The 25,123-nt window shown below is 65.6% G+C and carries 26 protein-coding genes; 13 read left to right on the top strand and 13 right to left on the bottom strand.

All coding sequences use genetic code 11. From position 1 onward, the window contains the following. The first annotated feature begins 48 nt into the window (after positions 1-48). The 3 genes from XH92_RS27850 to XH92_RS27840 all read left to right on the top strand — a co-directional run bounded on the left by XH92_RS27850 (position 49) and on the right by XH92_RS27840 (position 2,772). Complete coding sequence (locus XH92_RS27850; protein ID WP_050404685.1) at positions 49-747, top strand: phosphatidylserine decarboxylase; 699 nt, start codon at positions 49-51, stop codon at positions 745-747. A 79-nt stretch (positions 748-826) separates the two neighbouring features. Further along, a complete protein-coding gene (pssA, locus tag XH92_RS27845; RefSeq protein WP_194454974.1) occupies positions 827-1,705 on the top strand; it encodes a CDP-diacylglycerol--serine O-phosphatidyltransferase in 879 nt (292 codons plus the stop codon). Positions 1,706-2,052: 347 nt separating this feature from the next. Next, entirely contained in the window at positions 2,053-2,772 is a 720-nt protein-coding gene (locus tag XH92_RS27840) for an RraA family protein (protein WP_194454973.1), read from the top strand. A gap of 64 nt (positions 2,773-2,836) precedes the next feature. Here XH92_RS27840 and XH92_RS27835 read toward each other — a convergent pair whose 3' ends face one another. Continuing rightward, positions 2,837-3,457, bottom strand: coding sequence for a TerC family protein (locus tag XH92_RS27835; RefSeq protein WP_194454972.1), 621 nt, complete (start codon positions 3,455-3,457; stop codon positions 2,837-2,839). Positions 3,458-3,735: 278 nt separating this feature from the next. Next, positions 3,736-4,020 (bottom strand): hypothetical protein, encoded by a 285-nt coding sequence (locus tag XH92_RS27830; RefSeq protein ID WP_194454971.1) that lies wholly within the window; start codon positions 4,018-4,020, stop codon positions 3,736-3,738. Between the two features lie 302 nt (positions 4,021-4,322). On the opposite strand from XH92_RS27830, the gene XH92_RS27825 reads away from it, so the two are divergent. Then, positions 4,323-5,150 (top strand): SDR family NAD(P)-dependent oxidoreductase, encoded by an 828-nt coding sequence (locus XH92_RS27825; RefSeq protein ID WP_194454970.1) that lies wholly within the window; start codon positions 4,323-4,325, stop codon positions 5,148-5,150. Here the strand turns inward: XH92_RS27825 and XH92_RS27820 are convergent. Next, positions 5,128-6,570: a PLP-dependent aminotransferase family protein gene (locus tag XH92_RS27820; protein WP_194454969.1), complete on the bottom strand. Its 1,443-nt coding sequence runs from the start codon at positions 6,568-6,570 to the stop codon at positions 5,128-5,130. The two genes, XH92_RS27825 and XH92_RS27820, sit on opposite strands and share 23 nt — an antisense overlap. 88 nt (positions 6,571-6,658) lie before the next feature. Here XH92_RS27820 and XH92_RS27815 point away from each other — a divergent pair, with 88 nt between their 5' ends. Further along, complete coding sequence (locus XH92_RS27815) at positions 6,659-7,066, top strand: cupin domain-containing protein (protein ID WP_194454968.1); 408 nt, start codon at positions 6,659-6,661, stop codon at positions 7,064-7,066. Next, positions 7,063-7,530: a carboxymuconolactone decarboxylase family protein gene (locus tag XH92_RS27810; RefSeq protein ID WP_194454967.1), complete on the top strand. Its 468-nt coding sequence runs from the start codon at positions 7,063-7,065 to the stop codon at positions 7,528-7,530. Before XH92_RS27815 ends, XH92_RS27810 begins: the two co-directional genes overlap by 4 nt. 31 nt (positions 7,531-7,561) lie before the next feature. Here XH92_RS27810 and XH92_RS27805 read toward each other — a convergent pair whose 3' ends face one another. From XH92_RS27805 to XH92_RS27785, 5 genes are all read right to left on the bottom strand, one after another. Beyond that, positions 7,562-8,479: a DMT family transporter gene (locus XH92_RS27805; protein WP_194454966.1), complete on the bottom strand. Its 918-nt coding sequence runs from the start codon at positions 8,477-8,479 to the stop codon at positions 7,562-7,564. Between the two features lie 102 nt (positions 8,480-8,581). Further along, a complete protein-coding gene (locus XH92_RS27800; protein WP_194454965.1) occupies positions 8,582-9,133 on the bottom strand; it encodes a GrpB family protein in 552 nt (183 codons plus the stop codon). A 55-nt stretch (positions 9,134-9,188) separates the two neighbouring features. Continuing rightward, a complete protein-coding gene (locus XH92_RS27795; protein ID WP_194454964.1) occupies positions 9,189-9,785 on the bottom strand; it encodes a DUF2889 domain-containing protein in 597 nt (198 codons plus the stop codon). A 225-nt stretch (positions 9,786-10,010) separates the two neighbouring features. Then, positions 10,011-11,567 carry a long-chain fatty acid--CoA ligase gene (locus XH92_RS27790; protein WP_194454963.1) on the bottom strand — a complete coding sequence of 519 codons (1,557 nt, stop codon included), beginning with the start codon at positions 11,565-11,567 and terminating at the stop codon, positions 10,011-10,013. Beyond that, positions 11,497-12,270, bottom strand: coding sequence for a TetR/AcrR family transcriptional regulator (locus tag XH92_RS27785; protein ID WP_194454962.1), 774 nt, complete (start codon positions 12,268-12,270; stop codon positions 11,497-11,499). Before XH92_RS27785 ends, XH92_RS27790 begins: the two co-directional genes overlap by 71 nt. A 95-nt stretch (positions 12,271-12,365) precedes the next feature. On the opposite strand from XH92_RS27785, the gene XH92_RS27780 reads away from it, so the two are divergent. The 5 genes from XH92_RS27780 (at position 12,366) to XH92_RS27760 (ending at position 16,566) form a co-directional block, all read left to right on the top strand. Beyond that, complete coding sequence (locus tag XH92_RS27780; RefSeq protein ID WP_194454961.1) at positions 12,366-13,550, top strand: lipid-transfer protein; 1,185 nt, start codon at positions 12,366-12,368, stop codon at positions 13,548-13,550. An 8-nt stretch (positions 13,551-13,558) separates the two neighbouring features. Then, a complete protein-coding gene (locus XH92_RS27775; RefSeq protein ID WP_194454960.1) occupies positions 13,559-13,990 on the top strand; it encodes a MaoC family dehydratase N-terminal domain-containing protein in 432 nt (143 codons plus the stop codon). Next, positions 13,987-14,391, top strand: a complete 405-nt coding sequence (locus XH92_RS27770) for a MaoC family dehydratase (protein ID WP_194454959.1) — start codon at positions 13,987-13,989, stop codon at positions 14,389-14,391. The genes XH92_RS27775 and XH92_RS27770 overlap by 4 nt, the downstream gene beginning before the upstream one ends. A 189-nt stretch (positions 14,392-14,580) precedes the next feature. Next, positions 14,581-15,408: an SDR family NAD(P)-dependent oxidoreductase gene (locus tag XH92_RS27765; protein WP_194454958.1), complete on the top strand. Its 828-nt coding sequence runs from the start codon at positions 14,581-14,583 to the stop codon at positions 15,406-15,408. A 12-nt stretch (positions 15,409-15,420) separates the two neighbouring features. Further along, positions 15,421-16,566: an acyl-CoA dehydrogenase family protein gene (locus tag XH92_RS27760; protein ID WP_194454957.1), complete on the top strand. Its 1,146-nt coding sequence runs from the start codon at positions 15,421-15,423 to the stop codon at positions 16,564-16,566. 23 nt (positions 16,567-16,589) lie between these two features. Here XH92_RS27760 and XH92_RS27755 read toward each other — a convergent pair whose 3' ends face one another. After that, complete coding sequence (locus XH92_RS27755) at positions 16,590-18,080, bottom strand: methyl-accepting chemotaxis protein (RefSeq protein WP_194454956.1); 1,491 nt, start codon at positions 18,078-18,080, stop codon at positions 16,590-16,592. A gap of 851 nt (positions 18,081-18,931) precedes the next feature. Between XH92_RS27755 and XH92_RS27750 the strand changes: the two genes are divergently transcribed. After that, positions 18,932-20,596, top strand: a complete 1,665-nt coding sequence (locus XH92_RS27750; RefSeq protein ID WP_194454955.1) for a thiamine pyrophosphate-binding protein — start codon at positions 18,932-18,934, stop codon at positions 20,594-20,596. After that, the gene (locus XH92_RS27745) at positions 20,596-21,867 is read left to right on the top strand and encodes an FAD-binding oxidoreductase (RefSeq protein ID WP_194454954.1); all 1,272 of its coding nucleotides are present in this window, start codon (positions 20,596-20,598) and stop codon (positions 21,865-21,867) included. Before XH92_RS27750 ends, XH92_RS27745 begins: the two co-directional genes overlap by 1 nt. A 16-nt stretch (positions 21,868-21,883) precedes the next feature. On the opposite strand, the gene XH92_RS27740 is transcribed toward XH92_RS27745, so the two are convergent. The 4 genes from XH92_RS27740 to XH92_RS27725 all read right to left on the bottom strand — a co-directional run bounded on the left by XH92_RS27740 (position 21,884) and on the right by XH92_RS27725 (position 24,866). Then, positions 21,884-22,117, bottom strand: a complete 234-nt coding sequence (locus XH92_RS27740) for a hypothetical protein (protein ID WP_194454953.1) — start codon at positions 22,115-22,117, stop codon at positions 21,884-21,886. 290 nt (positions 22,118-22,407) lie between these two features. Next, on the bottom strand, positions 22,408-22,596 hold the full coding sequence (locus XH92_RS27735; RefSeq protein ID WP_194454952.1) for a hypothetical protein: 189 nt from the start codon (positions 22,594-22,596) through the stop codon (positions 22,408-22,410). 110 nt (positions 22,597-22,706) lie between these two features. Further along, positions 22,707-23,594 carry a haloalkane dehalogenase gene (locus tag XH92_RS27730; RefSeq protein ID WP_194454951.1) on the bottom strand — a complete coding sequence of 296 codons (888 nt, stop codon included), beginning with the start codon at positions 23,592-23,594 and terminating at the stop codon, positions 22,707-22,709. A 294-nt stretch (positions 23,595-23,888) separates the two neighbouring features. Then, positions 23,889-24,866, bottom strand: a complete 978-nt coding sequence (locus XH92_RS27725; protein ID WP_194454950.1) for an NADPH:quinone oxidoreductase family protein — start codon at positions 24,864-24,866, stop codon at positions 23,889-23,891. Positions 24,867-25,123 lie beyond the last annotated feature (257 nt).

Below are 25,123 nucleotides of genomic sequence, written 5' to 3'. Positions count from 1 at the left end.
TTAGGGCCTCTCCCGCCAAACGGGGTGGGGAAACGCAAGCGAGCTCTGATGTCGATCGCCAATTCCATCCGCGCGCAGATCCCGCCGATCCACCCGGAGGGCTATCCCTTCATTGGCGGCTTCGCTCTGGCGAGCCTGATCCTGTTCTGGATCTGGACCCCGCTGGGCTGGATCGGGACGCTGCTCACGGTCTGGTGTGCGCTGTTCTTCCGCGATCCCGTCCGCGTGACGCCATTGCGCGACGGCATTGTGGTGTCGCCGGCCGATGGGCGCGTCTCCATGGTGGTGCAGGCGCTGCCCCCGGCCGAACTCGGTCTCGGCGACAAGCCGCTGCCGCGGGTCTCGGTGTTCATGAGCGTGTTCAACTGCCACGTGAACCGCAGCCCGGTGGCAGGCCGCATCGACCGCATCGCCTACCGGCCCGGCGCCTTCATCAATGCCGAGCTCGACAAGGCGAGCGAGGACAATGAGCGCAACTCGCTAGTGATCTCGAGCGCCAACGGCCGCATCGGCGTGGTCCAGATCGCCGGCCTCGTGGCGCGCCGCATCGTCTGCTTCGTCAAGGAGGGCCAGTCGATCGGCGCCGGCGAACGCTTCGGCCTGATCCGGTTCGGCTCGCGGCTCGACGTTTACCTGCCCGAAGGCACCAAGGCCCTGGTCTCCGAGGGGCAGACCGCGGTCGCCGGCGAGACCATCCTGGCGGATTTCCGCAACGCCGATCCGGGCCGCACCTACCGCGCCGATTAACTCTGTTCCGCCAGCTTGATCAGCCGGTTCCCGTCGCAATGGCGGAGCCGGGCCATGCTTGCTATATTGCAGAACCATGATGCCATTCGATCCCAATTCCAGCGAGTTGCGCCGCCGCCGGTTCCGCCCGATCCCGGTGCGGATGCTGGTGCCGAACATGATCACGCTGCTGGCGATCTGCGCCGGCCTCACCGCGATCCGGCTATCGACGGAAGGGCGGATGGAGCTTGCGGTCGCCGCCATCGTGTTCGCCGCGATCCTCGACGGCATCGATGGCCGCGTCGCCCGCATGATCAAGGGCCAGTCGAAATTCGGCGCCGAGCTCGACAGCCTCGCCGATTTCGTCAATTTCGGCGTCGCGCCGGGCCTGATCCTGTACTTCTGGCAGCTGCATGAGCTGAACAATGGCGGCTGGATCGCCGCGATGGTGTTCGCGATCTCGGGCGGCCTGCGGCTAGCGCGCTTCAACGCCTCGATCGACGACCCCAACAAGCCGGCCTTCGCCGCCAACTATTTCACCGGCGTGCCGGCGCCGGCCGGTGCGATCACTGTGCTGCTGCCGATCTATCTCGCCTTCCTCGGCGTGCCGATGCCGCCGGCGACGCTGACGGCGTTCTACACGCTCTTGATCGCCTTCCTGATGGTGTCGCGACTGCCGGTGTTCTCCGGCAAGACCGTGAAGATGCGCGTGCCGCCGGAGATGGTGCTGCCGGTGTTCGTTGCCGTGGTGTTCTTCGTCGCGCTGCTGATCGGCTATCCCTGGCACATCCTGTCGGCGGGCTCGGTCGCCTATTTGATCAGCCTGCCCTGGGGCTGGAAGTCCTATCGCGACCAGGAGCGCCAGCTCGCGGCGCAGACGCAGGGTGCGAGTGCGCCGGTGGCGGCGTCGCCTGCGGCTCCCTACACGCCGCAGGGCACTGACACGGACCGCGACGATCGTCCGACGCATCTGCACTGACACACCTGCCGGCCCCGTCATCCTGAGGAGCGCGTAGCGCGTCTCGAAGGATGGACGGCCACCAGCGGGGCCGTCGACCCTTCGAGGGCCGCTGAAGAAGCGGCCACCTCAGGGTGACGGTGATGGAGCTGCGTGCGTCCTCCTCTCCCAAATATCAGCCATGAGCGTGGCTCGGTTGGGTTCGCCTGCGATCTCGGCTATAGGCTGAGACGGCCCGCTCGAGCATGATCCGGAAAAGTGGAGACCGGTTTTCCGGCAAGATCATGCTCAAACAAGGAAATGAGATCATGATGCGTTTCCGTGGAAACGCATCATGATCTGACACCAAAAATCAGGAGAGAAACGCCGTGACGACATCCGCTTCCGCCCCGCTGCCTGCTTCCGTCCTCGAGGCGTTGGCGCGCTATGATACGCCGACGATCTGCAACGCGATGGAGATCGTGGCGCCGGAGCGCCGTCTGATCGGCTACACCGTGAAGCCGCTGGTCTGCCCGTTCCCGACCTTGCCGCCGATCGTCGGCTATGCGCGCACGGTCGCGATCCGCTCGGTGCTGAAGTCCGGCCTCTCGGCCGAGGAGCAATCGAAGCGCCGCATCGACTATTACGAATATGTCGGCACCGGCTTCGGTCCGCGCATCTCCGTCATCCAGGACATCGACGGTCCCGACGTCGGCTACGGTGCGTTCTGGGGTGAGGTGCAGAGCGCCGTGCACAAGGCGCTGGGCTGCCTCGGCGTCATCACCGACGGCTCGATCCGCGACATTCCGCAATGGGCGCCGGGCTTCCAGGCGCTGGCCGGCTCGATCGGCCCGTCGCATGCCTGGGTGCATGCCGAAAGTTTTGGCGGCGAGGTCCGCGTTGCCGGCATGACGGTGCGCTCCGACGACCTGATCCACGCCGACAGCCACGGCGCGATCGTGATCCCCTATGATGTCGCGGCCAAGCTGCCCGAGGCTGCCGAGTTGTGCGGCCGCCGCGAGACCCCGATCCTGGACATCGCGCGCTCCAAGGACTTCTCGCTCGAGAAGCTGAAGGAAGCCCTGAAGCGTTCGGCGGAAATCCACTGACGCTACGCGCACTGTCTATTTGCGGAGCGGCGGGCCTTCAGGCCCGCCGTTTTGCTTGCGGCCGTCAGACCGGCGCGACCTTCGCGATCTCGGACGCGCCGCGAATGGTCATGTCGACGGCGACATAGAGGATCACGGCAAGGCCGACATAGGCGATCCAGCGGTGGTTCTGTAAGAGCTTTGCGATGAAGGTGGCGGCGGCGCCCATCATCGCGATCGAGAGCGCGAGGCCGAACACCAGCACGATCGGCTGCTCGCGCGCCGCGCCGGCAACCGCGAGCACGTTGTCGAGCGACATCGAGACGTCGGCGACGATGATCTGCGTCGTCGCTTGCCACAGCGTCTTGCGCTGGCCCTCGGCGCCATCGGTGCCATCTGCCGCCGTGGTCTCATGCATGGTCGAACGCAGCTCGCGCCACATCTTCCAGCACACCCACAGCAGCAGGATGCCGCCGGCCAATAGCAGGCCGACGATCTGCATCAATTGCGTGGTGAGCAGCGCGAACAGGATGCGCAGCAGCGTCGCGGCACCGATGCCGATCAGGATCGCCTTGCCGCGTTGCTTCGCCGGCAGGCCGGCCGCGGCGAGGCCGATCACGACTGCGTTGTCGCCGGCCAGCACGAGGTCGATGACGACGACCTGCAGCAACGCGCTGAGGGCGTCGAGTGTAAACAGTTCGGACATGAGCAATGCTCCCCTTGAGGTCGGGGAGTGGACTGTTTCGACGAAACCGGTCGTTGCCGTCATGCGGACGGCAAACCCGCCGCGACGCCGGTCAGCGTCGCGGGTCGAAGCAGGGCCACTCCAACTGAGTTCCAGTCCGACATCGCAGCTTGTGGCTGCCAGAGGGGCCCGGCCTGGGATTACGGTCGCTCAAGCGCGATGAATCGTCATCGCGCTTTCGCTTCTTGCTTGAGCATGATCTGTTCGGAAAACCGCGTCACACTTTTCCGGATCATGCTCTACACCGGACGCAGCGCGGCCTGTTCCTCGAAGAACAGCGCCGCCTGATCCGGCTCGCCGAGGATCGCCGCCGCACACCCCATGAAGGTGAATGCGCCGGCAAAATCCCACAGCGTGAGGTTCGCCACGCTTGCACGCATGTGGATCACGCGCGCCGCAAGCGCGGCAATGGCTGCCTCTGCGAACAACACCAGGCTGAGCGCGGGCAGCACGAGTGCGGGCTCAACCAGACGAACGGTCAGGACGATCGGCAGCGCGGTGAGCGTTGCGAACAACAGGAGCATGCCGGACGGCTCCAGCGAGGGAGCCTTCCGCGAGAACCTGTCTGGAATGGTCGTGGACATTCCGGTCCTTTGCCGATCCCGGCCTTGTCGTTCATCTCGACGTTATCAGAACGCATCCGCCTTGACGCGCGACGCGGCGCCGCGCGACCGCAGGCCGCGCGACAGGCTGTACACCCGCGACCCTGGAGGCGGGCCATTTCGGCGCCGTTTTGGGGTGATCGCGCCGCGACACGCCATGGCAAAGTCCAACCGGCGCCTTTATCTTTGGGGCAGCGCTGGGAGAACGACGAAGGGCGATGTCGATGAATATGGCAGGCAAGACCGTGCTGATCACCGGTTCCACCGATGGCGTCGGCCGCTACGTGGCAATGAAGCTGGCGTCCGCCGGCGCCCGGGTCCTGATCCATGGCCGCGACACCAAGCGGGCGCAGGTGCTTGCCGACGAGATCAAGCGGGTCTCCGGCCGTGAACCGATGTTCTACCAGGCCGATCTGTCCTCGCTCGCCGAGGTCCGCGAGTTCGCCCAGCTTGTGCTCGACGACCAGGAGCGCCTCGACGTGTTCGTCAGCAACGCCGGCATCGGCTCGCAGAACGAGGGGCCGGCGCGGCAGACCAGCAAGGACGGCCACGAGCTGCGTTTTGCGGTGAATTATCTCGCCGGCTTCTTGCTCGTGCATCTGCTGCTGCCGCGGCTCAAGGCGAGCACCCCGGCGCGCATCGTCAATGTCGCCTCGCTCGGCCAGCACCCGATCGATTTCGGGGACGTGATGATCACCAGGAACTACAGCGGTGCTCGCGCCTATGCGCAGAGCAAGCTGTCGCAGATCATGTTCACCATCGACCTCGCCGCCGAGCTCGAAGGCTCGGGCGTGACCGTCAATTCGCTGCATCCGGCGACCTACATGAACACCACGATGGTGCGCGCCAGCGGCGCGACGCCGATCTCGACCGTCGAGCAGGGCGGCGACGCCATCCTGCGTCTGGTCCAGGACGATGACGTCGCGGGTCGGAGCGGGCTGTTCTTCGACGGCAAGCGCGAGGCCCGCGCCCATGCCCAGGCCTATGACGCCGAGGCGCGCAAGCGGCTCAAGGCGTTGAGCCTTGCGCTCACCGGGCTGCGGGCTTCCTGACGCGGCGCGCGGCCGGCGCGCTTTCGGTTCGGATCGTGTCGAACAGGCGCTTGCAGGCGGCTTGAACACCGCGATCGGGTACCGTCGCGATGCCGAGCAGCAAGCCCGGCTGCGCGCGTCTCGATTCAAGATACCATGGCGAGAGCGGCGCGGGTGCTAGCCCATGCGCCAATACCTGCCGCACGATCGCGACATCATCGGCGTTGCCCGGCAGCGTCAGCATGACCGCGAGGCCGGCAACCCGCACGTCGTTGCTCCATGGCCGCAGCGCAGCCGTCAATGCGTCGCGGCTGTCGCAATAGGCGCGCTTGGTTCGCCTGAGATGGCGGATGTAGTGCCCGTCGCGCATGAACTCCGCGGTGGAGAGCTGCACCGCTGGTCCGGGAGCGGGGGCAAGGCATGTCGCGACATCGGCGAACTGCGCCGCCAATTGTTCGGGCGCAACCAGGAAGCCGAGCCGAAGCGTCGGCGAGATCGTCTTGCTGAAGGAGCCGAGATGGATCACGCGGCCGGCCCGGTCGAGCGAGGCAAGGGCGGGCGCGGCGCGGCCGTCGAGCTGCAGCTCGCCGAGATAGTCGTCCTCGATGATCCAGGCGCCGGTTTGCGCGGCCCAGTCGAGCAGCTGCCCGCGACGCTTGGCTGACAGCGGCGGCCCGAGCGGCGCCTGCTGGCCCGGTGTCACGACCGCGAGTGCCGCGTCGGGGCCGTGCTCGAGACCATGGTCGACATCGATGCCGTCGCCATCGACGGGGATCGGGACGAGCTCCAGCCGGGCGAGCTCGAGCCCCCTTCGGGTCAATGGAAATCCCGGCTCTTCCATCCATGCGCGGCGGCCTTCGAGCCCGAGCACGCGCAGCGCGAGGCCAAGTCCGCCGCTGAAGCCTGACGTGATGACGATCTGCGCGGGCGAGCATTCGAGCCCGCGCGCAATCGCGAGGTGCGCCGCGATCTCGCGCCGGAGTTCGATCTCGCCGCGCGGATCGGTATAGCGGTTCACTGCGCTCAGTTCCGCCCGAACGGCGCGGGCGCGGATGCGGGCGAGCAACTTTGCGGGAAGAGTGTCCTGCGCGGGCACACCCATCCGGAAGTGCCCCTGACCGCTCAGGTCCTGAAACATCTCCACGACCGATCCGGGCGCAACCGGTGTGTCCGGCTTGGCCGCTTTCCCTGGCCGCCTGGCGACGGTGGTGCCGTTCGCCTTCGACGACACGATGTGCTGGGCGTCCGCCAGTTTGTCATACGCCGCCCGCACCGTGCCGCGCGCAACGCCGAGCTGGGCGGCGAGGTCGAGCCACGAGGGGAGCCGCGCACCCGGCACCAGCACGCCATTGTCGATCGCTGCCGCAATCGCCTTGCGGATCTGCTCGGAGAGCGGCGTCCTGGCCGAGCGGTCGAGCGCGATGGAAAGCGGGTTGGGCATGGCCCGTGGTACACCAATTCGGTTCATTCTTGGTGCTTCTTTTCAGGCTCGCGCTTCCGCATCTATCCGACAGCAATGGAGGCACGAGATGAAGACCTTATGGATGGCGTTGCTGGCCTGCGCCGCGCTTGCGAGCCCTGCAAAAGCGCAATCGGTGACGCCGAAGTTCGAGCACGGCATCACCAACATTCCCGGCAAGTCGCTGATCGCGGTCGAGGTCAACTTCCCGCCGGGCGAGCCCTCGGCGCCGCATCACCACGCCAAGTCGGCTTTTCTCTACGTCTACGTTCTGCAGGGCGCGATCGAGAGCCAGCTGGAGGGCGAGGCCGCGCACACCTATCGGGCCGGGGAAAGTTTCTTCGAGCCACCCGGCGCGCATCATATGCTCGGACGAAATGCCAGCGCGACCGAGCCGGCGAAGATCCTCGCGGTGTTTGTCGTCGACAGCAGCGACAAGGCGCTGACCGTCTATGACAAGGAAGGACACAAGCAGTGAGCACGCGGATCGATTACAACAAGGTCGCGCCTGCGGGCATCAAGGCGCTCGGTGGCGTCTATGGTTACCTCACGCAGTGCGGCCTTTCGGCGACGCTGATCGAGCTCGTCTATCTGCGCATCTCGCAGATCAACGGCTGCGCCTACTGTCTCGACATGCATACGCGCTCGTTGCGAAAAATGGGCGTTGCGATTGAGAAGCTGGCGCTGCTGCAGGTCTGGCGCGAGGCCGAGGTACTGTTCGACGCCGAGGAGCGCGCCGCGCTGGCCTGGGCCGAAACCGTCACCCGCGTCGCAGACACCGCAATCCCGGATGCGGATTACCAGGCGGCCCGCGCGGTGTTCAGCGAGAAGCAGCTGGTCGACCTGACCATCGCGATCGGCCTGATGAACACCTACAATCGGATCGCGATCGGCTTCCGCAACCCGCCGCAGGCCGTAGCCGGGCATTCCGCTGCGGCGTGATCTCGTAGGGTGGGTTAGCCCACCCTAAGAACTAGCTCTGACGCTGCGCGAGATAGAACCCAGCCAGTACCGTGACCAATCCGGCCGCCTGCAGCGTCGTCGGCGGCTCGCCGATCAGGAGCCATCCCAACAGCAAGGTCCGCACCGGCACGGTCGCAGGAAAGACCGCGGCGCGGGCAACCCCGAGCTGCTGGATCGACAGCGCGAACAAATACATGGCCGCGGGGCCGGCGAGGATGCCCTGGCTGACGGCTTGCAGCGCATTCTCGTGCAGGCCGATGGCCGCATCGCGCGCCAGCCCGCCCGAGGCGACATACAGTGGAAACAGCGAGAGCGACAGCACGCTGATGACCGTCGCCACCGAGAACGCAGACACGCGCCAATAGCGGACCAAGGTGGCGAAGCCTACAAACATCAATCCGGTCGTCACGAAGATCAAATCGCCCATCACGGCGCTCAATCCCATATGTCCGATCGACTCGCTGCCGATCACGGCAAGGCCGACCACGATGACGACGGCGCCGGCGACCCGGGAGAGGGAGATCGATTCCTTGAGCAGGACGACCGCGAGAAACAGTCCGCCCAGGGTCGCGCAGAAAGGCTGGATCACGCTGCCATGCCCGAGGGGCACGAACATGAAGCCGGTATAGCTGATGAGCGACATCACCGGCCCGCCCAGCACCATCAATGCCATGCCGCGGCCCCATCCGATGCCGCAGAGATTTCTCAAGCCGGCGCGCACGACGAGCGGGATGAACACGAGGCCCGACCACAGGAAGCGGTGCATCAAGAGGTCGACCGGCGTGAACCCGACTTTCAGGCCGTGCCGGGTCGCGACGAAGCCGAGAGCCCAGCAAAGCGCCGCGCCAAGACCGCATGCGATCCCGAGCAGTATGGCTTTTGTATCAGGAAGGGTCTTGGTCTTGGCGCCGGCCTTGTGTTCGCTCATGCCCGGACGACTACGTGAGCTTCCGGAATGGATCAACCCATCGCGATGCAGGGCTGACTGGCCTCGGCGACGAACGTGCTCGCTTGCCGGCAGCCGATTGCGCTATTGATCTCGTGCAGCCGCGCGCCATGCGCGCGCCTTGGCCGTTGTCTCCTGGACGAAAGCATCCTTGCCGGTTCGATAGGCTTCGATGTCCTCATTTGAGGAGGCGGCGAGGGCCCGTTTGATGTCGGCGTAGGTGCGGGCGGCCCCGGGATGTGCGCGCAGATAATCGCGAAACACTAGGCGTGCTTCCCAGCGCGGATGGGACGGCTCCATCATATGCAGATGATGGGTCCATGGACCCGGCGGCCCCTTGCGGAAGAACAACTCGCCGGGGAGCCATTGCGCGTATTCCGGCATGTAGATGTAGCCAAGTGGCGCGAGCGGCTTGATGCATTGTTGCCGGGCCTCTTCGAGGCTGCGAACGCCAACCAGCAGGTCGATGATGGGTTTCGACGGGAGACCTGAAACGGCCGTGCTGCCGATATGCTCGATGGCCAAGGCGGACGCGCCGAGCGCTCGCTCGATCCGCACGCGCTCCTGCGCGAACAGTGCGGGCCAGTTGGGGTCATAGTCGGAGACCACGATCGATCCGGCGCCGTATTTCTCCACATTCACCCCCTGATTGCTTCTCGCAGAGTATCCGCGAGCGGCGGCCGGGCGTCACTCACGAACCCTGCTTCACCTCGACAGGCCGCTTCGCGAACTGCGGGAAGGTCTCGGCCACGACCGGCCCGTCCAGCCGCCACGAGTAGCAGCCGCCGACGAAGAACGGCGGCTCGGTGACATCGCGCTGATGATCGAGCGCGCCGCGGCCCTGCGGGTCCTTGCCCGAGGTCGCGGTCTGGAACAGCGTCGTCACCGCGGGGCCCAGCAACTCGGCGAGATGGGTGCAGGTCTCGAGCTTGCCGATCTTGTGGCGGACCAGCTCGCGCCAGCCCTTGCCGATGCGCTCGCCGACCAGGCGCTGCAGAATGCCTTCGACGTCGAGGCAGGACGGGTAGGGCGTCGAGGCCATCGTGGTGCCGGTCTCGCGGATCGTGAAACTATCGTCGACCGCGAGCCGCAGCCTGATGTCGTGCACGGGATCCTCAGGCTGCTGCAGGCCGCGATGCTTGTCCTGCCGCGCATAAGGCTTGGTGTCGACCAGCTGCGCCTCGACTTCCCACAGCCCGTCGTCACGGAGATAACCGAGACATTCGACGGAGCGGCGGTGCATCAGGCGGCGGGACTTGCCGTCGGCGTTGGTATCGGGTGCGGACATCGGAACTCGCTGGATTGAAATGAGTCAATCCAATCGGCAGCAAGCTGCGATGTCAACATCGGCCGTTCGCGCGGCGCCATGCGACGGCCTAAGGGACATCGTCATTCCGGGGCGATGCTTCAGCATCGAACCTCAGATGCGCAATTGCGCATCGCGGAATCTCGAGATTCCGGGTTCATGCTTCGCATGCCCCGGAATGACTGGAACTAAGTCTGAGCAGCGCCGTCAGCTCACCCGCCGCTCCCGGTTCTCCCAATACGGCTTGCGCAGCTCGCGCTTCAAAATCTTGCCAGCGCCGGAGAGCGGCAGCGGGGTCGCGGTGATGTCGACGCTGCGCGGGCATTTGTAGCCGGCGATCAGCGCCTTGCAGTGCTCCATCAGCTCCTCCGGCGTGGCGCTGGCGCCGCTCTTCATCACCACCACGGCGTGGACCTGCTCGCCCCAGCGCTCGCTCGGGATGCCGATCACGGCGCACTGCGCCACCGCCGGATGCTGGGCGAGGGCGTTCTCGACCTCTGCGGAATAGACGTTCTCGCCGCCGGAGATGATCATGTCCTTGACGCGGTCGACCACATAGACGAAGCCATCCTCGTCCATGTAGCCGCCGTCTCCGGTGTGCATCCAGCCGTCGATCACGGCGCGTGCGGTCTCCTCGGGCCGCTCCCAATAGCCCATCATCACCATATCGCCGCGCACCGCGATCTCGCCGACGGTGCCCGTCGGCACCACCTTGTCCTCGGCATCGACGATCTTGACCTCGGCGCCAAGCGTGGCGCGGCCGGCGCCGCGATGCCGGCCCTTGGCGCGGCCGTCGCCGATATGCTCCTTCCAGTGCAGCAGCGTCGCGATCGGCGACAGCTCGGTCATGCCATAGGCCTGGGTGAACTCGACATGCGGCAGCGCCTTCATGGCGCGCATCAGCACGGCATCGCTGATGACGGAGGCGCCGTAGGAGATGCGCTTCAAGGACGAAAGGTCATAAGAGCCGAGCGTTGGATGATCGACGAACATCTGGATCATGGTCGGCACCAGCAGCACGTCGGTGATGCGCTCCTTCTGCACCGCAGCGGCAACTCCGTCCGGCGTAAAGCCCTGGATCACGACATTGGAGCCGCCGGACAGCAGCACCGAATACATCGCCGCGCCGTTGGCGAGGTGAAACATCGGTGCGGCGTGCAGGTAGATCGAGGTGCCCGGCCACAGGCCTTCGCCGAGCGCGTTCAGCGCATTGGCCATCAGATTGCCGTGGCTCAGCATCACGCCCTTGGAGCGGCCGGTGGTGCCGCCGGTGTAGAAGATGCCGGCGAGATCGTCGCGCGTGCGCATCGCGTCCGGGATCGACTCGCTGCGCGCGATCAGCGTCTCGTAATTCTCCATGCCGGCGGGTGTCTCGCCTTCGTCGGCATACACCAGCTTGAGCCCGGGGATGGCGCCCGCCAGCGTCGCGCCGACCGCCGCGAACGCCTTGTCGACGAACAGGATTGTCGCACGGCAGTCGCGCAGTGCGTCCTCATTCTCGATGGGAGACCAGCGGATGTTGAGCGGCACGATCACCGCGCCGGCCCAACCGACGGCCAGATAGAGTTCGAGATAGCGGTCGGAGTTCAGCGACAGGATCGCGACGCGGTCGCCATTGCCGGCGCCGAGCGAGCAGATCGCCGAGGCGAGGTGGGCGACGCGGCTGCCGACCTCGCGCCAGGTGCGCCGCCGCTCACCGCAGACGACCGCGAGCCCGTTTGGATTGACCTGCAGTGCGCGCCGCAGTCCGTGTGTGATGTTCACTCCCGTCCTCCCTTGATGCGTTTCCCGCGTTTGCCTTGCGAGGCGGCTTGTCCGCCTTCTTGAGCGTTGATGTTGTGGTAATCCCCTCGGTGAGGCGGATCGCGAATTCCTCGGCGACGGCGCGTCCGGTCATCTCGCCGCCGGGCTGGAACCAGTGTCCAATCCAGTTCAGCGAGCCCGCAATTGCGAAAGCCGAGAGCTTCGGATCGCACTGCCTCACCGAACCGTCCTTGATGCCATCTGCGATATAGTCGCGGAAGGCGCGGTCGATCCGCCGCTTGGCGGTTTGCACGATCTTGCGATTGTCTTCGCTGAGGTCACGGATGTCGAAGCGGACCAGGCTCTTGCCGTAGTCCTCGGTCATCAACTCGGCATAGCGGACGATCAGCTTGCGCAGCTTGGCAAGCCCGCTGCCGCCGCCGGCGCTGGTTTCGGCGATGCATTCGTCGACCAGCTCGTTGCCGAGCGACCAGCACTCGTAGAGAATCTCGTCCTTGCCGCGGAAGTAGTTGTAGAGCGCAGGCTTGGTGATGTTGAGCCGCTTGGCGACCTCGTTCAGCGTGGCGCGGTGATAGCCCTGTTCGAGGAACAGCGCGACCGCCGTGCGCAGCACCGCCTCGCGCTTCTCGTCGCGGGCGCGGCGCCGGCTCTCGAACGGCAGCCAGGGCGACTCGTTGTTGGAGGAGGGAGAGCTGGCGTCCATCGCGTCGGTTGTTGTCGCATTGACTCCGGGAGATGGCCCGTATATTACCCATGGGTAATAAATAGTCCAGTGGGTAATTTCCGGGAGGACACGCGATGACGTCACGCACCTATGTTGCCGGGGTCGGCATGATCCCGTTCGTCAAGCCCGGCGCCAATGCGCCGTATCACGTGATGGGCGCCGAGGCGGCGAAGCTCGCGCTGACTGATGCCGGGCTCGACTACGGCAAGGTCCAGCAGGCATATGTCGGTTATGTCTATGGCGACTCCACCTGCGGGCAGCGCGCGCTCTATCCGGTGGGCATGACCGGCATCCCGATCGTCAACGTCAACAACAACTGCTCGACCGGCTCGACCGCGCTGTTCCTGGCGCGTCAGGCGATCGAGTCGGGTGCGGCCGACTGTGTGATGGCGCTCGGCTTCGAGCAGATGAAGCCCGGCGCATTAGGCGCCGTGTTCACCGATCGCCCCAGCGCGTTCGACGATTTCGACGCCGCGGCGGACAAGCTGGTCGACGCGCCCGGCGTGCCGCTGGCGCTGCGCTATTTCGGCGGCGCCGGCCTCAGCCACATGAAGAAATACGGCACGCCGCTGTCCGCGTTTGCCAAGGTGCGGGCCAAGGCGAGCCGTCACGCCAAGAACAACCCGCTGGCGCTGTTCCGCAAGGAGGTCACCGCTGACGACGTGATGAACGACCAGGTGATCTGGCCCGGCGTGATGACACGGCTGATGGCGTGCCCGCCGACCTGCGGCGGTGCCGCTGCGATCCTGGTCTCGGAGAAGTTCGCCGACCAGTACGGCCTCAACAAGAGCGTTCGCATCGCCGCGCAGGCGATGACGACCGACACGCCGTCGACGTTCGGTGCCGACGACATGATGCAGGTGGTCGGCTACGACATGGCGCGCGACGCCGCGAAGAAGGTCTATGAAGCCGCCGGCATCGGACCGAAAGATATCGACGTCGTCGAGCTGCATGACTGCTTCGCCCATAACGAGCTGATCACCTATGAGGGGCTCGGCCTGTGCGGCGAGGGCGAGGCCGCGAAGTTCATCGACGACGGCGACAACACCTATGGCGGCAGGATCGTCACCAACCCGTCAGGCGGGCTGCTGTCGAAGGGTCATCCGCTCGGCGCCACCGGCCTGGCGCAGTGCTACGAGCTGACGCGGCAGCTGCGCGGCACGGCAGCTGCGACGCAAGTGGACGGCGCGCGGCTCGGGCTCCAGCACAATCTCGGTCTCGGCGGCGCCTGCGTGGTGACGCTCTACGAACGCGCCTGAGGTCACCCATGGTCGATCAATCTGCCATCGGGCGTGAATTCACGCCCGTGACCGCGCGCGTCGAGCCGGGGCGCCTGCGCTTCTTCCTCGACACGCTCGGCGAGAAGAACCCGGTCTATCGGGAAGGGCCGGCGGCTCCGGTGCCGCCGACCTATCTGTTCTGTCTCGAGATGATGGATGCGCTCGATCCGTTCGAGTTCCTGACCGCGCTCGGCATCGATCTGGCCCGGGTGCTGCACGGCGAGCAGCGTTTCGATTATCACGCTCCTGTGGTGGTCGGCGATACGCTGACGTTCCGGCCGCGCGTCGCCAGCGTGACCGACAAGAAGGGCGGCGCGATGACGCTGATCGTGGTCGAGACCGCGGTCACCAACCAGGCCGGCGTCCATGTCGCCGATACCTCGCGCACCATCGTGGTGCGCAATGCGAGACCGTCATGAGCAGCACCCCGTCGATCGGCGACCGCATCGTCCACAAGGCGTTTCCGCCGATCACCCGGCATCGCCTCGCACTGTATTGCGGTGCTTCCGGCGATCACAATCCGATCCATGTCGACATCGACTTCGCGAAGGCGGCCGGGTTTCCCGACGTGTTCGCGCACGGCATGCTGGTCATGGGCTATCTCGGCCAGGCTCTGACGGACACGGTCGCGCCGTCGCGCATCCGCTCGTTCTCGACGCGCTTTGCCGCGATTACCCAGCTCGGCGCTCAGCTGACCTGCGAGGGCACGGTGACGGAGCTGATCGAGCAAGGCGGCGAGAAGCGGGCCAAGATCGCGCTCACGACCAAGGATCAGAACGGCGAGATCAAGCTCGCCGGCGAAGCCATTATCGCGGTGTAGGGAGAAGGTCTCGCCGAGCACGGACTTGTGCTCCCTCTCCCGCTTGCGGGGAAGGGCTGGGGTGGGGGCTCTCTCCACGAGTTGCATCGCAGAGAGAGCCCCCACCCGGAACGCATCTGACGATGCGCTCCGACCTCCCCCGCAAGCGGGAGAGGTGAGGAAGAAATCATCTCGTTTGAGGGAGAAATCATGTCGAAGCTGCAAGGTAAAGTTGCGCTCGTCTCCGGATCGGGCCGCGGCATCGGGCGAGCGATTGCGCTGAAGCTCGCGAGCGAGGGCGCGCGTGTTGTGGTCAACGACCTCGATGCCGAGCCGGGCAATGCGGTCGTCGCCGAGATCACGGCCATGGGCGGCGAGGCGATCGCCGTCAATGGCAGCGTGACGGAAGCAGGCTTTGCCGATCGCTTCGTCGGCGGTGCCATCGAAAAATTCGGCGGCCTCGACGTCATCGTCAACAATGCCGGCTACACTTGGGACTCGACGATCCAGAAGATGTCGGACGAGCAGTTCCAGGCCATGCTGGATGTCCATCTGGTCGCCCCGTTCCGGGTCCTGCGCGCGGCGTCGGAGCCGATCCGGGTGATGGCGAAGAAGGAAGCCGAGGCGGGGCGCGAGGTGTTCCGCAAGGTCGTCAACATCTCCTCGATCGCCGGCCTCTACGGTAATGCCGGGCAGGCGAGCTATTCGTCGGCCAAGGCGTCGCTGATCGGGCTGACGCGCACGATGTGCAAGGAGTGGGGCCGCTACAAGGTCAACGTCAATTGCGTGGCGTTCGGTCTGATCAACACCCGCCTGACTCAGCCGATCGAAGCACAGCAGAAGACCATCGACGTCGCCGGCCGCGACATCAAGGTCGGCGTCCAGCCGCAGATGCTGGAGGCGATGGGCCGCATGATCCCGCTCGGCCGCGGCGGCACGCCGGAAGAGGCGGCGGACGCGGTTTATCTGTTCTGCGCTCCGGAATCGAACTACATCAGTGGTCAAGTGATCGTCGCCGGCGGCGGTCTGCTGATTTAACACGAGGGCAGAATGCACTACCGATCGTCCTGGATGACCGAGGAGCTGGACACGTTCCGTGACCAGTTCCGGAAATTCCTCGCCAAAGACCTGGCGCCGCGCGCCGAAAAATGGCGCGAGCAGAAGCTGGTCGACCGCTCTGCCTGGCGCGCGCTCGGCGAGATGGGCGCGTTGCTGCCGAGCGTCCCGGAAGCCTATGGCGGCTTGGGAGCCAGCTTCGCCTATGACGCTGCCGTGCTCGATGACCTCGAGAGCACGGTGCCGGAGCTGACCACCGGCGTCTCCGTGCACAGCGCGATCGTCGCGCACTACATCGTCAACTACGGCTCCGAGGAGCAGAAAAAGCGCTGGCTGCCGAAGATGGCGTCCGGCGAGATGGTCGGCGCCATCGCGATGACCGAGCCCGGCACCGGCTCCGACCTGCAAGCCGTCAAGACCACGGCGAAGAAGCAGGGCAATTCCTACGTCATCAACGGCCAGAAGACCTTCATCACCAACGGCCAGGCCGCGGACCTCGTGATCGTGGTGGCGCGCACCGGAGCGCCGGGCGCGAAAGGCATCTCGCTGATCGTCGTTGAAACCGCTGGCGCCGAGGGATACCGGCGCGGGCGCAACCTCGACAAGATCGGCCTCCACGCCTCTGATACGTCGGAGCTGTTCTTCGACAATGTCACGGTCCCGCCGGAGAACCTGCTCGGCAATGAGGAGGGCAACGGCTTCGTGCAGCTGATGCAGCAACTGCCGCAGGAGCGGCTGTCGCTGGCGATCGGCGCGGTCGCCTCGATGGAGCGCGCGGTGAGGATCACCGCCGACTACACCAAACAGCGTACCGCGTTCGGCAAGCCGCTAATCGAATTCCAGAACACCGCGTTCAAGCTGGCCGAGCGCAAGACCGAGGCGATGATCGCCCGCGTGTTCGTCGACTGGTGCGTCGAACGCCTGGTCGCCGGCGACCTCGACACCGTGACGGCGTCGATGGCGAAATGGTGGTGCTCGCAGAAGCAGGTCGAGACCGCCGACGAATGCCTGCAGCTGCATGGCGGCTACGGCTACATGCAGGAATATCCGATCTCGCGCATGTTCATCGATTCCCGCATCCAGAAGATCTACGGCGGCACCAACGAGATCATGAAGCTCGTGATCGCGCGCTCGCTCTAGGCAAGCGCGCGATCCGGCGGCGCCTACATCGCCCGCACGTTCTTGAGGAACTTGTCGACCTGGACTTCCAGCTCGGAGGCGTTGCTGGCGAGCTCGCCGGAGGCGGCCAGCACGTTCTCGGCGGCCTTGGTGGCGTCGTCGATCGCCTTGGTCGTGCCGTTGATGTTGGCGGTGACCTCCTTGGTGGCCGCGGCCTGTTCCTCGACGGCGCTGGCGATCACGGTCGAGATCTCGCTGATCTGGATGATGACCTGTGAGATCGCCTTCAGCGCCGTGGCGGTGTTGCCTGTCGCGGCCTGCATCTCGTTGATCTGCGCCGAAATGTCCTCGGTTGCCTTGGCGGTCTGGTTGGCCAGTGCCTTCACCTCGGAGGCGACGACGGCAAAGCCGCGGCCCGCCTCGCCGGCGCGCGCGGACTCGATCGTGGCGTTGAGCGCGAGCAAATTGGTCTGACCGGCGATCTGGCTGATCAGTGCGACGACGTCGCCGATCTTCTGCGCCATGGTCACGAGACCCGCGACCAGCTTGTCGGACTTCTCGGCTTCCTCGACTGCCATGCGGGCGATGCGGCTCGCTTCGGACACCTGGCGGCTGATCTCGTTAACCGAGGACGACAGCTCTTCGGAGGCCGACGCGGCACTCGCCGAGCGCTGATTGACGAATTCGGCTGTCGTGGTCAGCGATCGTGCGGTGCCCTGCATTTGCGTCGAAGCCGACGCCAGCATGCCCGCAAGGCCCTTCACGTCCTTCTCGAAATCGTCGGCCAGCTTCACGTTGCCTGTGACTACCGACCAGCTCAGCATCGCGCCGGTATAGTTGCCGCGCTTGTCGGTCAGGCCGGACACCCGCAAGTCGAGCGTTTCCGGACCGAGCTTGATCTTGGCCGCGTGCGGCAGGTTCTTGGGATCGCCGACGATCCGGCGCTGGTGCGCCGGGTTCTTGTGGAAGATGTCGAACGAGTTGCCGAGGATCTTGTCCGGCGGCACCGGAAGCAAATGCTTCACGGTGTCGAGTGTCTTGAGGCTGGTCTGGTTGATGTAGGTGATGTTGAAATCGGTATCGCACATCATGATGTTGATCGGCATGTTGTCGAGCATCTGCAACAGCCGCTCGGTCTGGGTTTCGAGCCGCGCCTTCTCGGTGGCGAGTTCCCAGGTCAGCATCGGCCCCGAGTAGCGGCCGCGCGAATTGGTCATCGCCGTCACGGTGAGATCGAGCGTCTCGCCGCCGATGGTGATGCGCGCCTTGTGCGGCAGGTTCTTCGGATCGGACAACAGCCGGCGCTGATGCTGCGGATTCTTGTGAAAGATGTCGATCGATTGTCCGATCAGCGCGTCGACCTTCACCGGCAGCACATGCTCGATCTTCTTCAGATTGTGCCGCGTCGACTCGTTGATGTAGGTGATCCTGAAATTGTCCAGCTCGCAGAGCATGACACTGATCGGCATGTCGTCGAACAGCCGGTATGAACTGTCCGAGCCGACCATGCTTGCGACGCTCTTCATCCCCAACATGCATTGCCTCCAGCATTGGTAATCGATTGTTGAATTCAAAAGCGATGCACCTGATCGGTAGCAGAAAACCTTCTGCCGCCGGGTGGCGGGCAGGTGCGATACACGATTTGCAATCTCTGACTGCATGAAACCGTAGGCGATTCGAGTTCCATCAAGAAGTGCATGCAGTGCGCCGTGCGTGGTCGCGCAAAGCCCAACGCGCGATGCGAGTGATAAGTGCACCGAAATCGACGTTTACGACGGTGATTTGCCGCAAAATCCGCACGATCCTGAATGAAAGGCGGGAAGCGACCGATCGCTGCACCGTAGTCTTACGGAAACGCGCACACGCATTTCGAATGATTGTTGTCGTGCATATAGCGCGATGTGCATGCAGTTTGTGCCACGCTGTCGTCTCGCGCGCTGTCGGTCTTTGCGATCCTGGCGGATCATCTCTCCGCATGCGCGCTGCTGCGGCGATCGGTGCCGCGTGATGAGCGCGAGGCTGCCGCATCGCCGCTCGGCGTGCCGTTGAAAGAAACGCGCACAGGTTGATCATGGCGCGGCACAGGATCGGATCGACCTGCCGACCGGTGACGATGCCGTCCGAAAGTTGACGGCGAGGGGGCGCTGAAATCGGCGGAGGGTCACCAGCGTGCCCGCCGGCTGGGCTGCGACGATTGCACCGGCTGCCGTCCGCCCTGCGGAAATCGACGGTGAAACGACGATGCCCGTTGCCTACCGCATGGCTTGACCCCGCTTCGCCGGCGAGACCCGGCTTCGGCCTTGCACCATATTCCCGTCTATCATACCCCGGTCGGACCAAATTCCGCGCGAGCCGCAAGCGCGCGCCAGTGCCGCAGGGAGCCCTCATGACCAAAAGCAATGCCCGCACCGGAGGCCAGATCCTGATCGACCAGCTGGTCGCGCAAGGGGTGGAGCGCGTCACCTGCGTGCCGGGTGAGAGCTACCTGGCGGCGCTCGACGCCCTGCATGACAGCCCGATCGATGTGGTGATCTGCCGCGCCGAGGGCGGTGCTGCGATGATGGCGGAGGCCTATGGCAAGCTCACCGGGCGTCCCGGCATCTGCTTCGTGACCCGTGGCCCGGGTTCGACCAACGCCGCTCATGGCGTGCACATCGCGATGCAGGATTCGACGCCGATGATCCTGTTCGTCGGCCAGGTCGACACCGGCATGCGCGAGCGCGAGGCGTTCCAGGAGCTCGACTACAAGGCGGTGTTCGGCACCATGGCGAAATGGGCCGTCGAGATCGATCGTCCGGACCGCATTCCGGAGCTGGTCGCGCGCGCCTTCCGCGTCGCGCTGCAGGGCCGCCCCGGTCCGGTCGTGATCTCGCTGCCGGAGAACATGCTGACCGAGACCGCAGCGGTCGCCGACGCGCCGAAGGTCGAGCCCGCGGCGACCTGGCCGGCACCGTCGGATCTCGAACGCCTCGGAACCATGCTCGCCGGCGCCACGGCGCCGATCGTGGTGCTCGGCGGTTCGGCCTGGACCGCAGAGGCCGCCAAGGGCATCGCGCGCTTTGCCGAGCGCTTCGACCTGCCGGTCGCGACCTCGTTCCGCCGCGCCTCGCTGTTCGACGCCGACCACTCGCATTATGCCGGCGATCTCGGCATCGGCCCGAGCCCGAAGCTGAAGGATCGCATCACCGGCGCCGACGTCATTCTGTTGATCGGCGGCCGCATGTCGGAAATGCCGTCGTCATCCTACACGCTGCTCGACATTCCCGTACCGAGCCAGAAGCTCATTCACGTGCATCCAGGCTCCGAAGAGCTCGGCCGCGTCTACCAGCCGGCGCTGGCGATCCAGGCGACGCCTGCGGCCTTCGCAGCTGCAGTCGAAAGTATGAAGCCGTCAGCCACTCCGGCCTGGAAGGGCGAGGCGGCTAAGGCGCACGCGGACTATCTCGCCTGGACCGACAAGCCGCGCGAGCTGCCGGGCCATTTCCAATACGGCGAGGTCATGACGTGGCTGCGCGACCGGCTGCCGAAGGATGCGATCGTCTGCAACGGCGCCGGCAATTACGCCGGTTGGATCCATCGCCACCATCGATTCCACGCCTTCGCCGCGCAGCTCGCGCCGACCTCGGGCTCGATGGGCTATGGCGTGCCGGCGGCCGTGATGGCCAAGCGGCATCATCCGGATCGCGTCGTCGTCGCCTTTGCCGGCGACGGTTGCTTCCTGATGAACGGGCAGGAATTCGCCACCGCCGTGCAGTACGACGCGCCGCTGATCGTCGTTGTCATCGACAACGCGCAATACGGCACCATCCGCATGCATCAGGAGCGCGATTATCCCGGCCGTGTCGTCGGCACCCAGCTCAAGAACCCGGACTTTGCGCTCTATGCCAAGGCGTTCGGTGGCCATGGCGAGCGGGTCGAGCGCACCGAAGACTTCGCGCCGGCGTTCGAGCGGGCGCTGGCCTCCGGCAAGCCGGCGATCGTGCACTGCCTGGTCGATCAGCGCGCGCTGTCGGTCGGAAAGGATTTCGTACCCGAGCAGGCCGCGCGTTGATGTCCGAGCCGGCTCGCCGTCACGTCGCGATCATCGGCGCCGGCGCGGTCGGCGTGATCAGCGCCATCGAGGCGCTGCGCGAGGGACATCGTGTCACGCTGATCGATCCGGGCGAGCCCGGTGGCACCCAGGCGGCGAGCTATGGCAATGCTGGCTGGCTGTCGTCGCATTCGGTGATTCCGCCGGCCGAGCCTGGCACCTGGAAGAAGGTGCCGGGCTATCTGATGGACCCGCTCGGGCCGCTCGCGATCCGCTGGTCGTATTTGCCGAAGGCTCTGCCGTGGCTGGTCAAGTATCTGCTGTCGAGCTGGACCGAGCCGCAGGTCGAAGCCACTGCGCGGGCGATGCGCGATCTGCTGAAGGACGCGCCGCTGCTGCACCGGCAACTCGCCGAGGAGGCCGGCGTGCCCGAGCTGATCGAGCGGCGCGGGGTGATGCACGTGTTTCCGTCGCGCGCGCCGTTCGACCGCGACCTCGGCTGGCGCATCCGCAAGCGCGTCGGCATCGCATGGCTGGAGCTCGATGAAGACGAGATGCGCCAGCGCGAGCCCGATCTGCATCCGCGCTACAAGTTCGGCGTCGTGGTGGAGGAGGCCGGCCGCTGCCGCGATCCCGGCGCCTACGTCGCAGCGCTCGCCGCGCACGCGGTCGCGAACGGCGCGGAGCGCATCGCCGCCAAGGCCACAGGCCTCAGGCTTGCGGGTGACAGGCTCGTAGCCGTGGTCACCGAAACCGGCGAGATCGCCTGCGATGCGGCGGTGGTTGCCGCCGGCGCGCGCTCGAAGCAGCTGACCGCGTCGATCGGCGATCCGCTGCCGCTCGAAACCGAGCGCGGCTATCACGTCATGATCGAGAATCCGGAGACCGGACCGCGCAATTCGATGATGGCCTCCGACGCCAAGATGGTGGTCAACTGGACCGACAAGGGCCTGCGTGCCGCCGGCACGGTGGAGATCGCCGGGCTCGACGCCGCACCGAACTGGAAGCGCGCCGAGATCCTGCGCGAGCATCTCCTCAGCATGTTCCCGAAGCTGCCGAAGGACATTCCAGCCTCGCGCATCAAGACCTGGTTCGGCCACCGCCCGAGCATGCCCGACGGGCGGCCCTGCATCGGCCACAGCCGTGCTTCGCGCGACGTGGTGTATGCGTTCGGCCACGGCCATGTCGGGCTGGTCGGCTCGGCTCGCACCGGCCGGCTGGTCGCGCAATTGCTCAGCGGCAAGCCGCCGGAGATTTCGCTGCAACCGTTTGCGCCGTCGCGGTTTCTGTAGGGACGAAACGCAAGCCTCAACTCTCGCCGGCCCAAGCGGTGATCGCAGCCGGTGCGACCACGCGTCTCGGCACATGCGGATTGATCGTTCCGGCGCTGACGTCCTGGGTCTGATCGAGCAGGGTGCGCGCGAACGCCTTGGCGTCCTGCTCGGTCGTGAAGGTACGGGTCTGGCGCGCGAAGCGGTGATGTCCGGCGTCAGGCGTCCTCATGGCGAACGAGACATACCATATGGCCTTGTCCGTCTTCATCGCGCGGCTCTGGCGGAGGAGATCCGCTCGCGCGACCGGGACGCTCGATATGCAAAAAGTGCCAAGAAAACTGCCAAGGGGGAATCCTGAAATAAAACAGACGGCGGCAAATTGGCTCTTCGTCGGACAAGGAATGCTACATTATCGGCGCGCATACCGATACTGGCAGCATGTGACCTCTCAACCGATGAGTGAAGCGACAATGCGCCGCCGCGGCGTTGGTTCCCGCGATCCGATTGCAGTGTGGGAGATCGCGCGCTCGCGTGACCCAAACCGGTCCCTGCCGCGTACTAGACGGCTTCGCCTTGCTTGCCGGCCGCGGCGATCGCCTTCTCGACTTCCGCGGCGAGGGCCGCAAGATGCGCGGCGAGCTTGGTGAACAATTCGCGCTTCTGGATGTCAGTGGCCAGGTCGCGGATCAAAGCGCACTCCGCAGCGTCGGTGCGAAGCTTCTCCAGATGCGTCAGCATGTCCTGCATTTTCTCACCCCACTGCCGTTTTCGGCAAACGGTAGGAGGCGTGAAACCGGGCGACAATAACGTGTGATAATTTGCCTTTCGCCGGGACGACAATGGTGTCATCACGCGCGTCAGCGTGCCGGACCGAACGCCTTCATCGCCTCTACGACGATGATCTCGCCGGCCTCCTGTACGAAATGCCCGGCGTCTTGCAGTTCGAGCGGCAGCGGACAATTCCGGATCACCTGTCGCAGCGCGTTCATCACGGGCGGCCCGAGCACCGGGTCCTTCATGCCGACAGCCATGAAGCTCTGTCCAGCCCATTGCTGCGACCAGAAGTCCCGTGCGCGGCGCGACAGCGCGGCGCCGCCGGCGTCGGGCCGGTCCGGCACCAGATTGGGGAAGCGTCGGACGCCGGCCTTGTATCGCTGGTCCGGATAGGGCGCGGCGTAGGCGGCGGCTTCCTTGTCCGTGAGACCAGGGACCGCGCGCTGCATCAGTGCCGCGATGTCCATGTCCGGGCTGCGATTGGAGAAGGCGCGCCAGGCGAGAAAGCCTTCGCCGAGCGGCGCGTCTCCCGTGCCCAGCATCGTGTTCATCACGAGCAGTCGATCGAAGCGATCCGTCATGTCCATGGGCACCGTCAGTCCGATCAATCCGCCCCAATCCTGGCACACCAGCATGATGCGGCGCAGGTCGAGCGCCTCGATCAGGGACATCACCGAGGATCGATGGAAGTCGAAAGTGTAGATGTCCTCGTCCACCGGCTTGTCGGACCGGCCGAAGCCGAACAGGTCCGGTGCCACGACGCGGAATCCCGCGGCGAGCAGCGCCGGGATCATCTTGCGATAGAGATAGGCCCAGGTCGGCTGGCCATGCAGGCAAAGCGCCACCGGCGCGGTCTTCGGTCCCTCGTCGAGATAGTGCATGCGCAACGGGCCGATCTCGATGTAACGCGGTGCGAAGCCAAATCCCGGCAACTCCGCGAAGCGCTCGTCCGCTGTTCGAAGCGTCTGCATGTCTCTCCCTTTTCGGTTCGTCGTTCGGCCATGCGAGAACGTCGGGCAGGCTTTTTACTCGATGCGCTGTGCGCGGGCGCGGATCTGCAATCCAAATCGATCGCGGCCGCAAGGAGCCTCGCTGCGCAGCCGGGATTCCGCGCGGTGAAGCGGCAAATCCGCGGCGGACTGGCCGAGCGGCTCGAGCGCCTCGCCCTGACCGGGCAGGATGCGTTTCCGGCGCTGTTCGGCTGATCGCGGCCGCGGCAGTTCTGCGGCAGGGGACGTGCGATCGACGTTCCTTCGCCTCTCCCGCTAACCGATCCGCACCACCATCTTGCCGAGCGCCGCGCGGGTCTGCATGGTCGTGAACGCCGCACGGAAATCTTCAAGCTCGAACACCTTGCCGACGACAGGCGTCAAGTGGCCCTCGTTCAGCCAGGTCGACAATTGCGTCATCACGCGCGCCTGCGCTTCGGGCTCGCGGCGCGCGATCTGCGCGGCATCGACGCCGACCAGAATGCCGCCCTTCAGGAGCGGCAGGTTGAACGGCAAAGCGGGGATGCGACCGGCCGCGAAGCCGACCACGACATGGCGGCCGTTCCAGGCGATCGAGCGGAAGGCCTGCAGCGAGACCTCGCCGCCGACCGGATCGAAGATTACGTCCGGACCATGGCCGCCGGTCGCGTCCTTCAGCGCGTCGCGCCAATCCGGCTTCGTATAGTCGACGGTGGCGTCGGCGCCGAAGCCGGCGGCGAAGCTGCGCTTCTCGTCGGTCGAGGCGGCCGCAATGACGCGCGCACCGAGCAGCTTGCCGACCTGAATGGCGGCGATGCCGGTACCGCCGGCGGCACCAAGCACCAGCAGCTGCTCGCCGGCCTTGAGCGAGCCGCGCTCGGCGAGCGCATAGAGCGCGGTGAGGTAATTGGTGCGGAAGGCCGCGGCGGCCTCCATCGACAGGCCGTCAGGCATCACCTCGACGGCGGCAGGGGGCACCACGATGTACTCGGCCAGCGCGCCCGAGCGCGCCGCGCCCATCACCCGCATGCCCGGCCTGATGCCGGCGACATCGTCCGCGACCGCGTCGACCACGCCGGCGAATTCCGCACCGGGCGTAAAGGGCAGGGTATCCTTGGTCTGGTAGCGGCCCTCGACCTTCAGGCCGTCGACGAAGCCGATGCTCGCGGCGTGGACCCGGATACGGATCTGTCCGGGGCCGGATTCGGGCGTGGCGATCTCCTTCAGCCCGATCTGATCGATGGGCGCATATTGCTCGACGACGACCGCCTTCATCCTGTGCTGCTCGCTTGTTCGTTTCCTCTGGAGCCTTTTCCGTTCCGATTGAATCGGAACGGGGCTCCAGATTCTTGTGTTGACGCGTTTCTTTACGCGAACCGGTACCCACTTCGCTCGAAAACGCTCTGGTTGAACCTATCTCATGTCCGTTGTTCTACGGGGAGGGCTTTTGCGCATGCGGCGACGGCGCCCCATGCGGAAAGCCAGCATCTTCAACGACATCGCGAAAAGGCGACCGTTTACCCGTTGTTATC

Source organism: Bradyrhizobium sp. CCBAU 53421 (assembly GCF_015291625.1).
Lineage (GTDB): Bacteria > Pseudomonadota > Alphaproteobacteria > Rhizobiales > Xanthobacteraceae > Bradyrhizobium.
Note: the sequence above shows the minus strand (reverse complement) of the source record. Positions and strands in the feature narration are given on the sequence as shown.

What these genes read in the sequence shown, in the direction of transcription:
- XH92_RS27725 (WP_194454950.1), bottom strand. Translation starts at nt 24,866, where the DNA reads ATGAAGGCGGTCGTCGTCGAGCAATATGCGCCCATCGATCAGATCGGG.
- XH92_RS27835 (WP_194454972.1), bottom strand. Translation starts at nt 3,457, where the DNA reads ATGTCCGAACTGTTTACACTCGACGCCCTCAGCGCGTTGCTGCAGGTC.
- XH92_RS27815 (WP_194454968.1), top strand. Translation starts at nt 6,659, where the DNA reads ATGAAGACCTTATGGATGGCGTTGCTGGCCTGCGCCGCGCTTGCGAGC.
- XH92_RS27830 (WP_194454971.1), bottom strand. Translation starts at nt 4,020, where the DNA reads ATGCTCCTGTTGTTCGCAACGCTCACCGCGCTGCCGATCGTCCTGACC.
- pssA (WP_194454974.1), top strand. Translation starts at nt 827, where the DNA reads ATGCCATTCGATCCCAATTCCAGCGAGTTGCGCCGCCGCCGGTTCCGC.
- XH92_RS27735 (WP_194454952.1), bottom strand. Translation starts at nt 22,596, where the DNA reads ATGCAGGACATGCTGACGCATCTGGAGAAGCTTCGCACCGACGCTGCG.
- XH92_RS27785 (WP_194454962.1), bottom strand. Translation starts at nt 12,270, where the DNA reads ATGGACGCCAGCTCTCCCTCCTCCAACAACGAGTCGCCCTGGCTGCCG.
- XH92_RS27760 (WP_194454957.1), top strand. Translation starts at nt 15,421, where the DNA reads ATGCACTACCGATCGTCCTGGATGACCGAGGAGCTGGACACGTTCCGT.
- XH92_RS27775 (WP_194454960.1), top strand. Translation starts at nt 13,559, where the DNA reads ATGGTCGATCAATCTGCCATCGGGCGTGAATTCACGCCCGTGACCGCG.
- XH92_RS27745 (WP_194454954.1), top strand. Translation starts at nt 20,596, where the DNA reads ATGTCCGAGCCGGCTCGCCGTCACGTCGCGATCATCGGCGCCGGCGCG.
- XH92_RS27780 (WP_194454961.1), top strand. Translation starts at nt 12,366, where the DNA reads ATGACGTCACGCACCTATGTTGCCGGGGTCGGCATGATCCCGTTCGTC.
- XH92_RS27765 (WP_194454958.1), top strand. Translation starts at nt 14,581, where the DNA reads ATGTCGAAGCTGCAAGGTAAAGTTGCGCTCGTCTCCGGATCGGGCCGC.
- XH92_RS27740 (WP_194454953.1), bottom strand. Translation starts at nt 22,117, where the DNA reads ATGAAGACGGACAAGGCCATATGGTATGTCTCGTTCGCCATGAGGACG.
- XH92_RS27795 (WP_194454964.1), bottom strand. Translation starts at nt 9,785, where the DNA reads ATGTCCGCACCCGATACCAACGCCGACGGCAAGTCCCGCCGCCTGATG.
- XH92_RS27825 (WP_194454970.1), top strand. Translation starts at nt 4,323, where the DNA reads ATGAATATGGCAGGCAAGACCGTGCTGATCACCGGTTCCACCGATGGC.
- XH92_RS27730 (WP_194454951.1), bottom strand. Translation starts at nt 23,594, where the DNA reads ATGCAGACGCTTCGAACAGCGGACGAGCGCTTCGCGGAGTTGCCGGGA.
- XH92_RS27750 (WP_194454955.1), top strand. Translation starts at nt 18,932, where the DNA reads ATGACCAAAAGCAATGCCCGCACCGGAGGCCAGATCCTGATCGACCAG.
- XH92_RS27820 (WP_194454969.1), bottom strand. Translation starts at nt 6,570, where the DNA reads ATGCCCAACCCGCTTTCCATCGCGCTCGACCGCTCGGCCAGGACGCCG.
- XH92_RS27805 (WP_194454966.1), bottom strand. Translation starts at nt 8,479, where the DNA reads ATGAGCGAACACAAGGCCGGCGCCAAGACCAAGACCCTTCCTGATACA.
- XH92_RS27770 (WP_194454959.1), top strand. Translation starts at nt 13,987, where the DNA reads ATGAGCAGCACCCCGTCGATCGGCGACCGCATCGTCCACAAGGCGTTT.
- XH92_RS27850 (WP_050404685.1), top strand. Translation starts at nt 49, where the DNA reads ATGTCGATCGCCAATTCCATCCGCGCGCAGATCCCGCCGATCCACCCG.
- XH92_RS27755 (WP_194454956.1), bottom strand. Translation starts at nt 18,080, where the DNA reads ATGTTGGGGATGAAGAGCGTCGCAAGCATGGTCGGCTCGGACAGTTCA.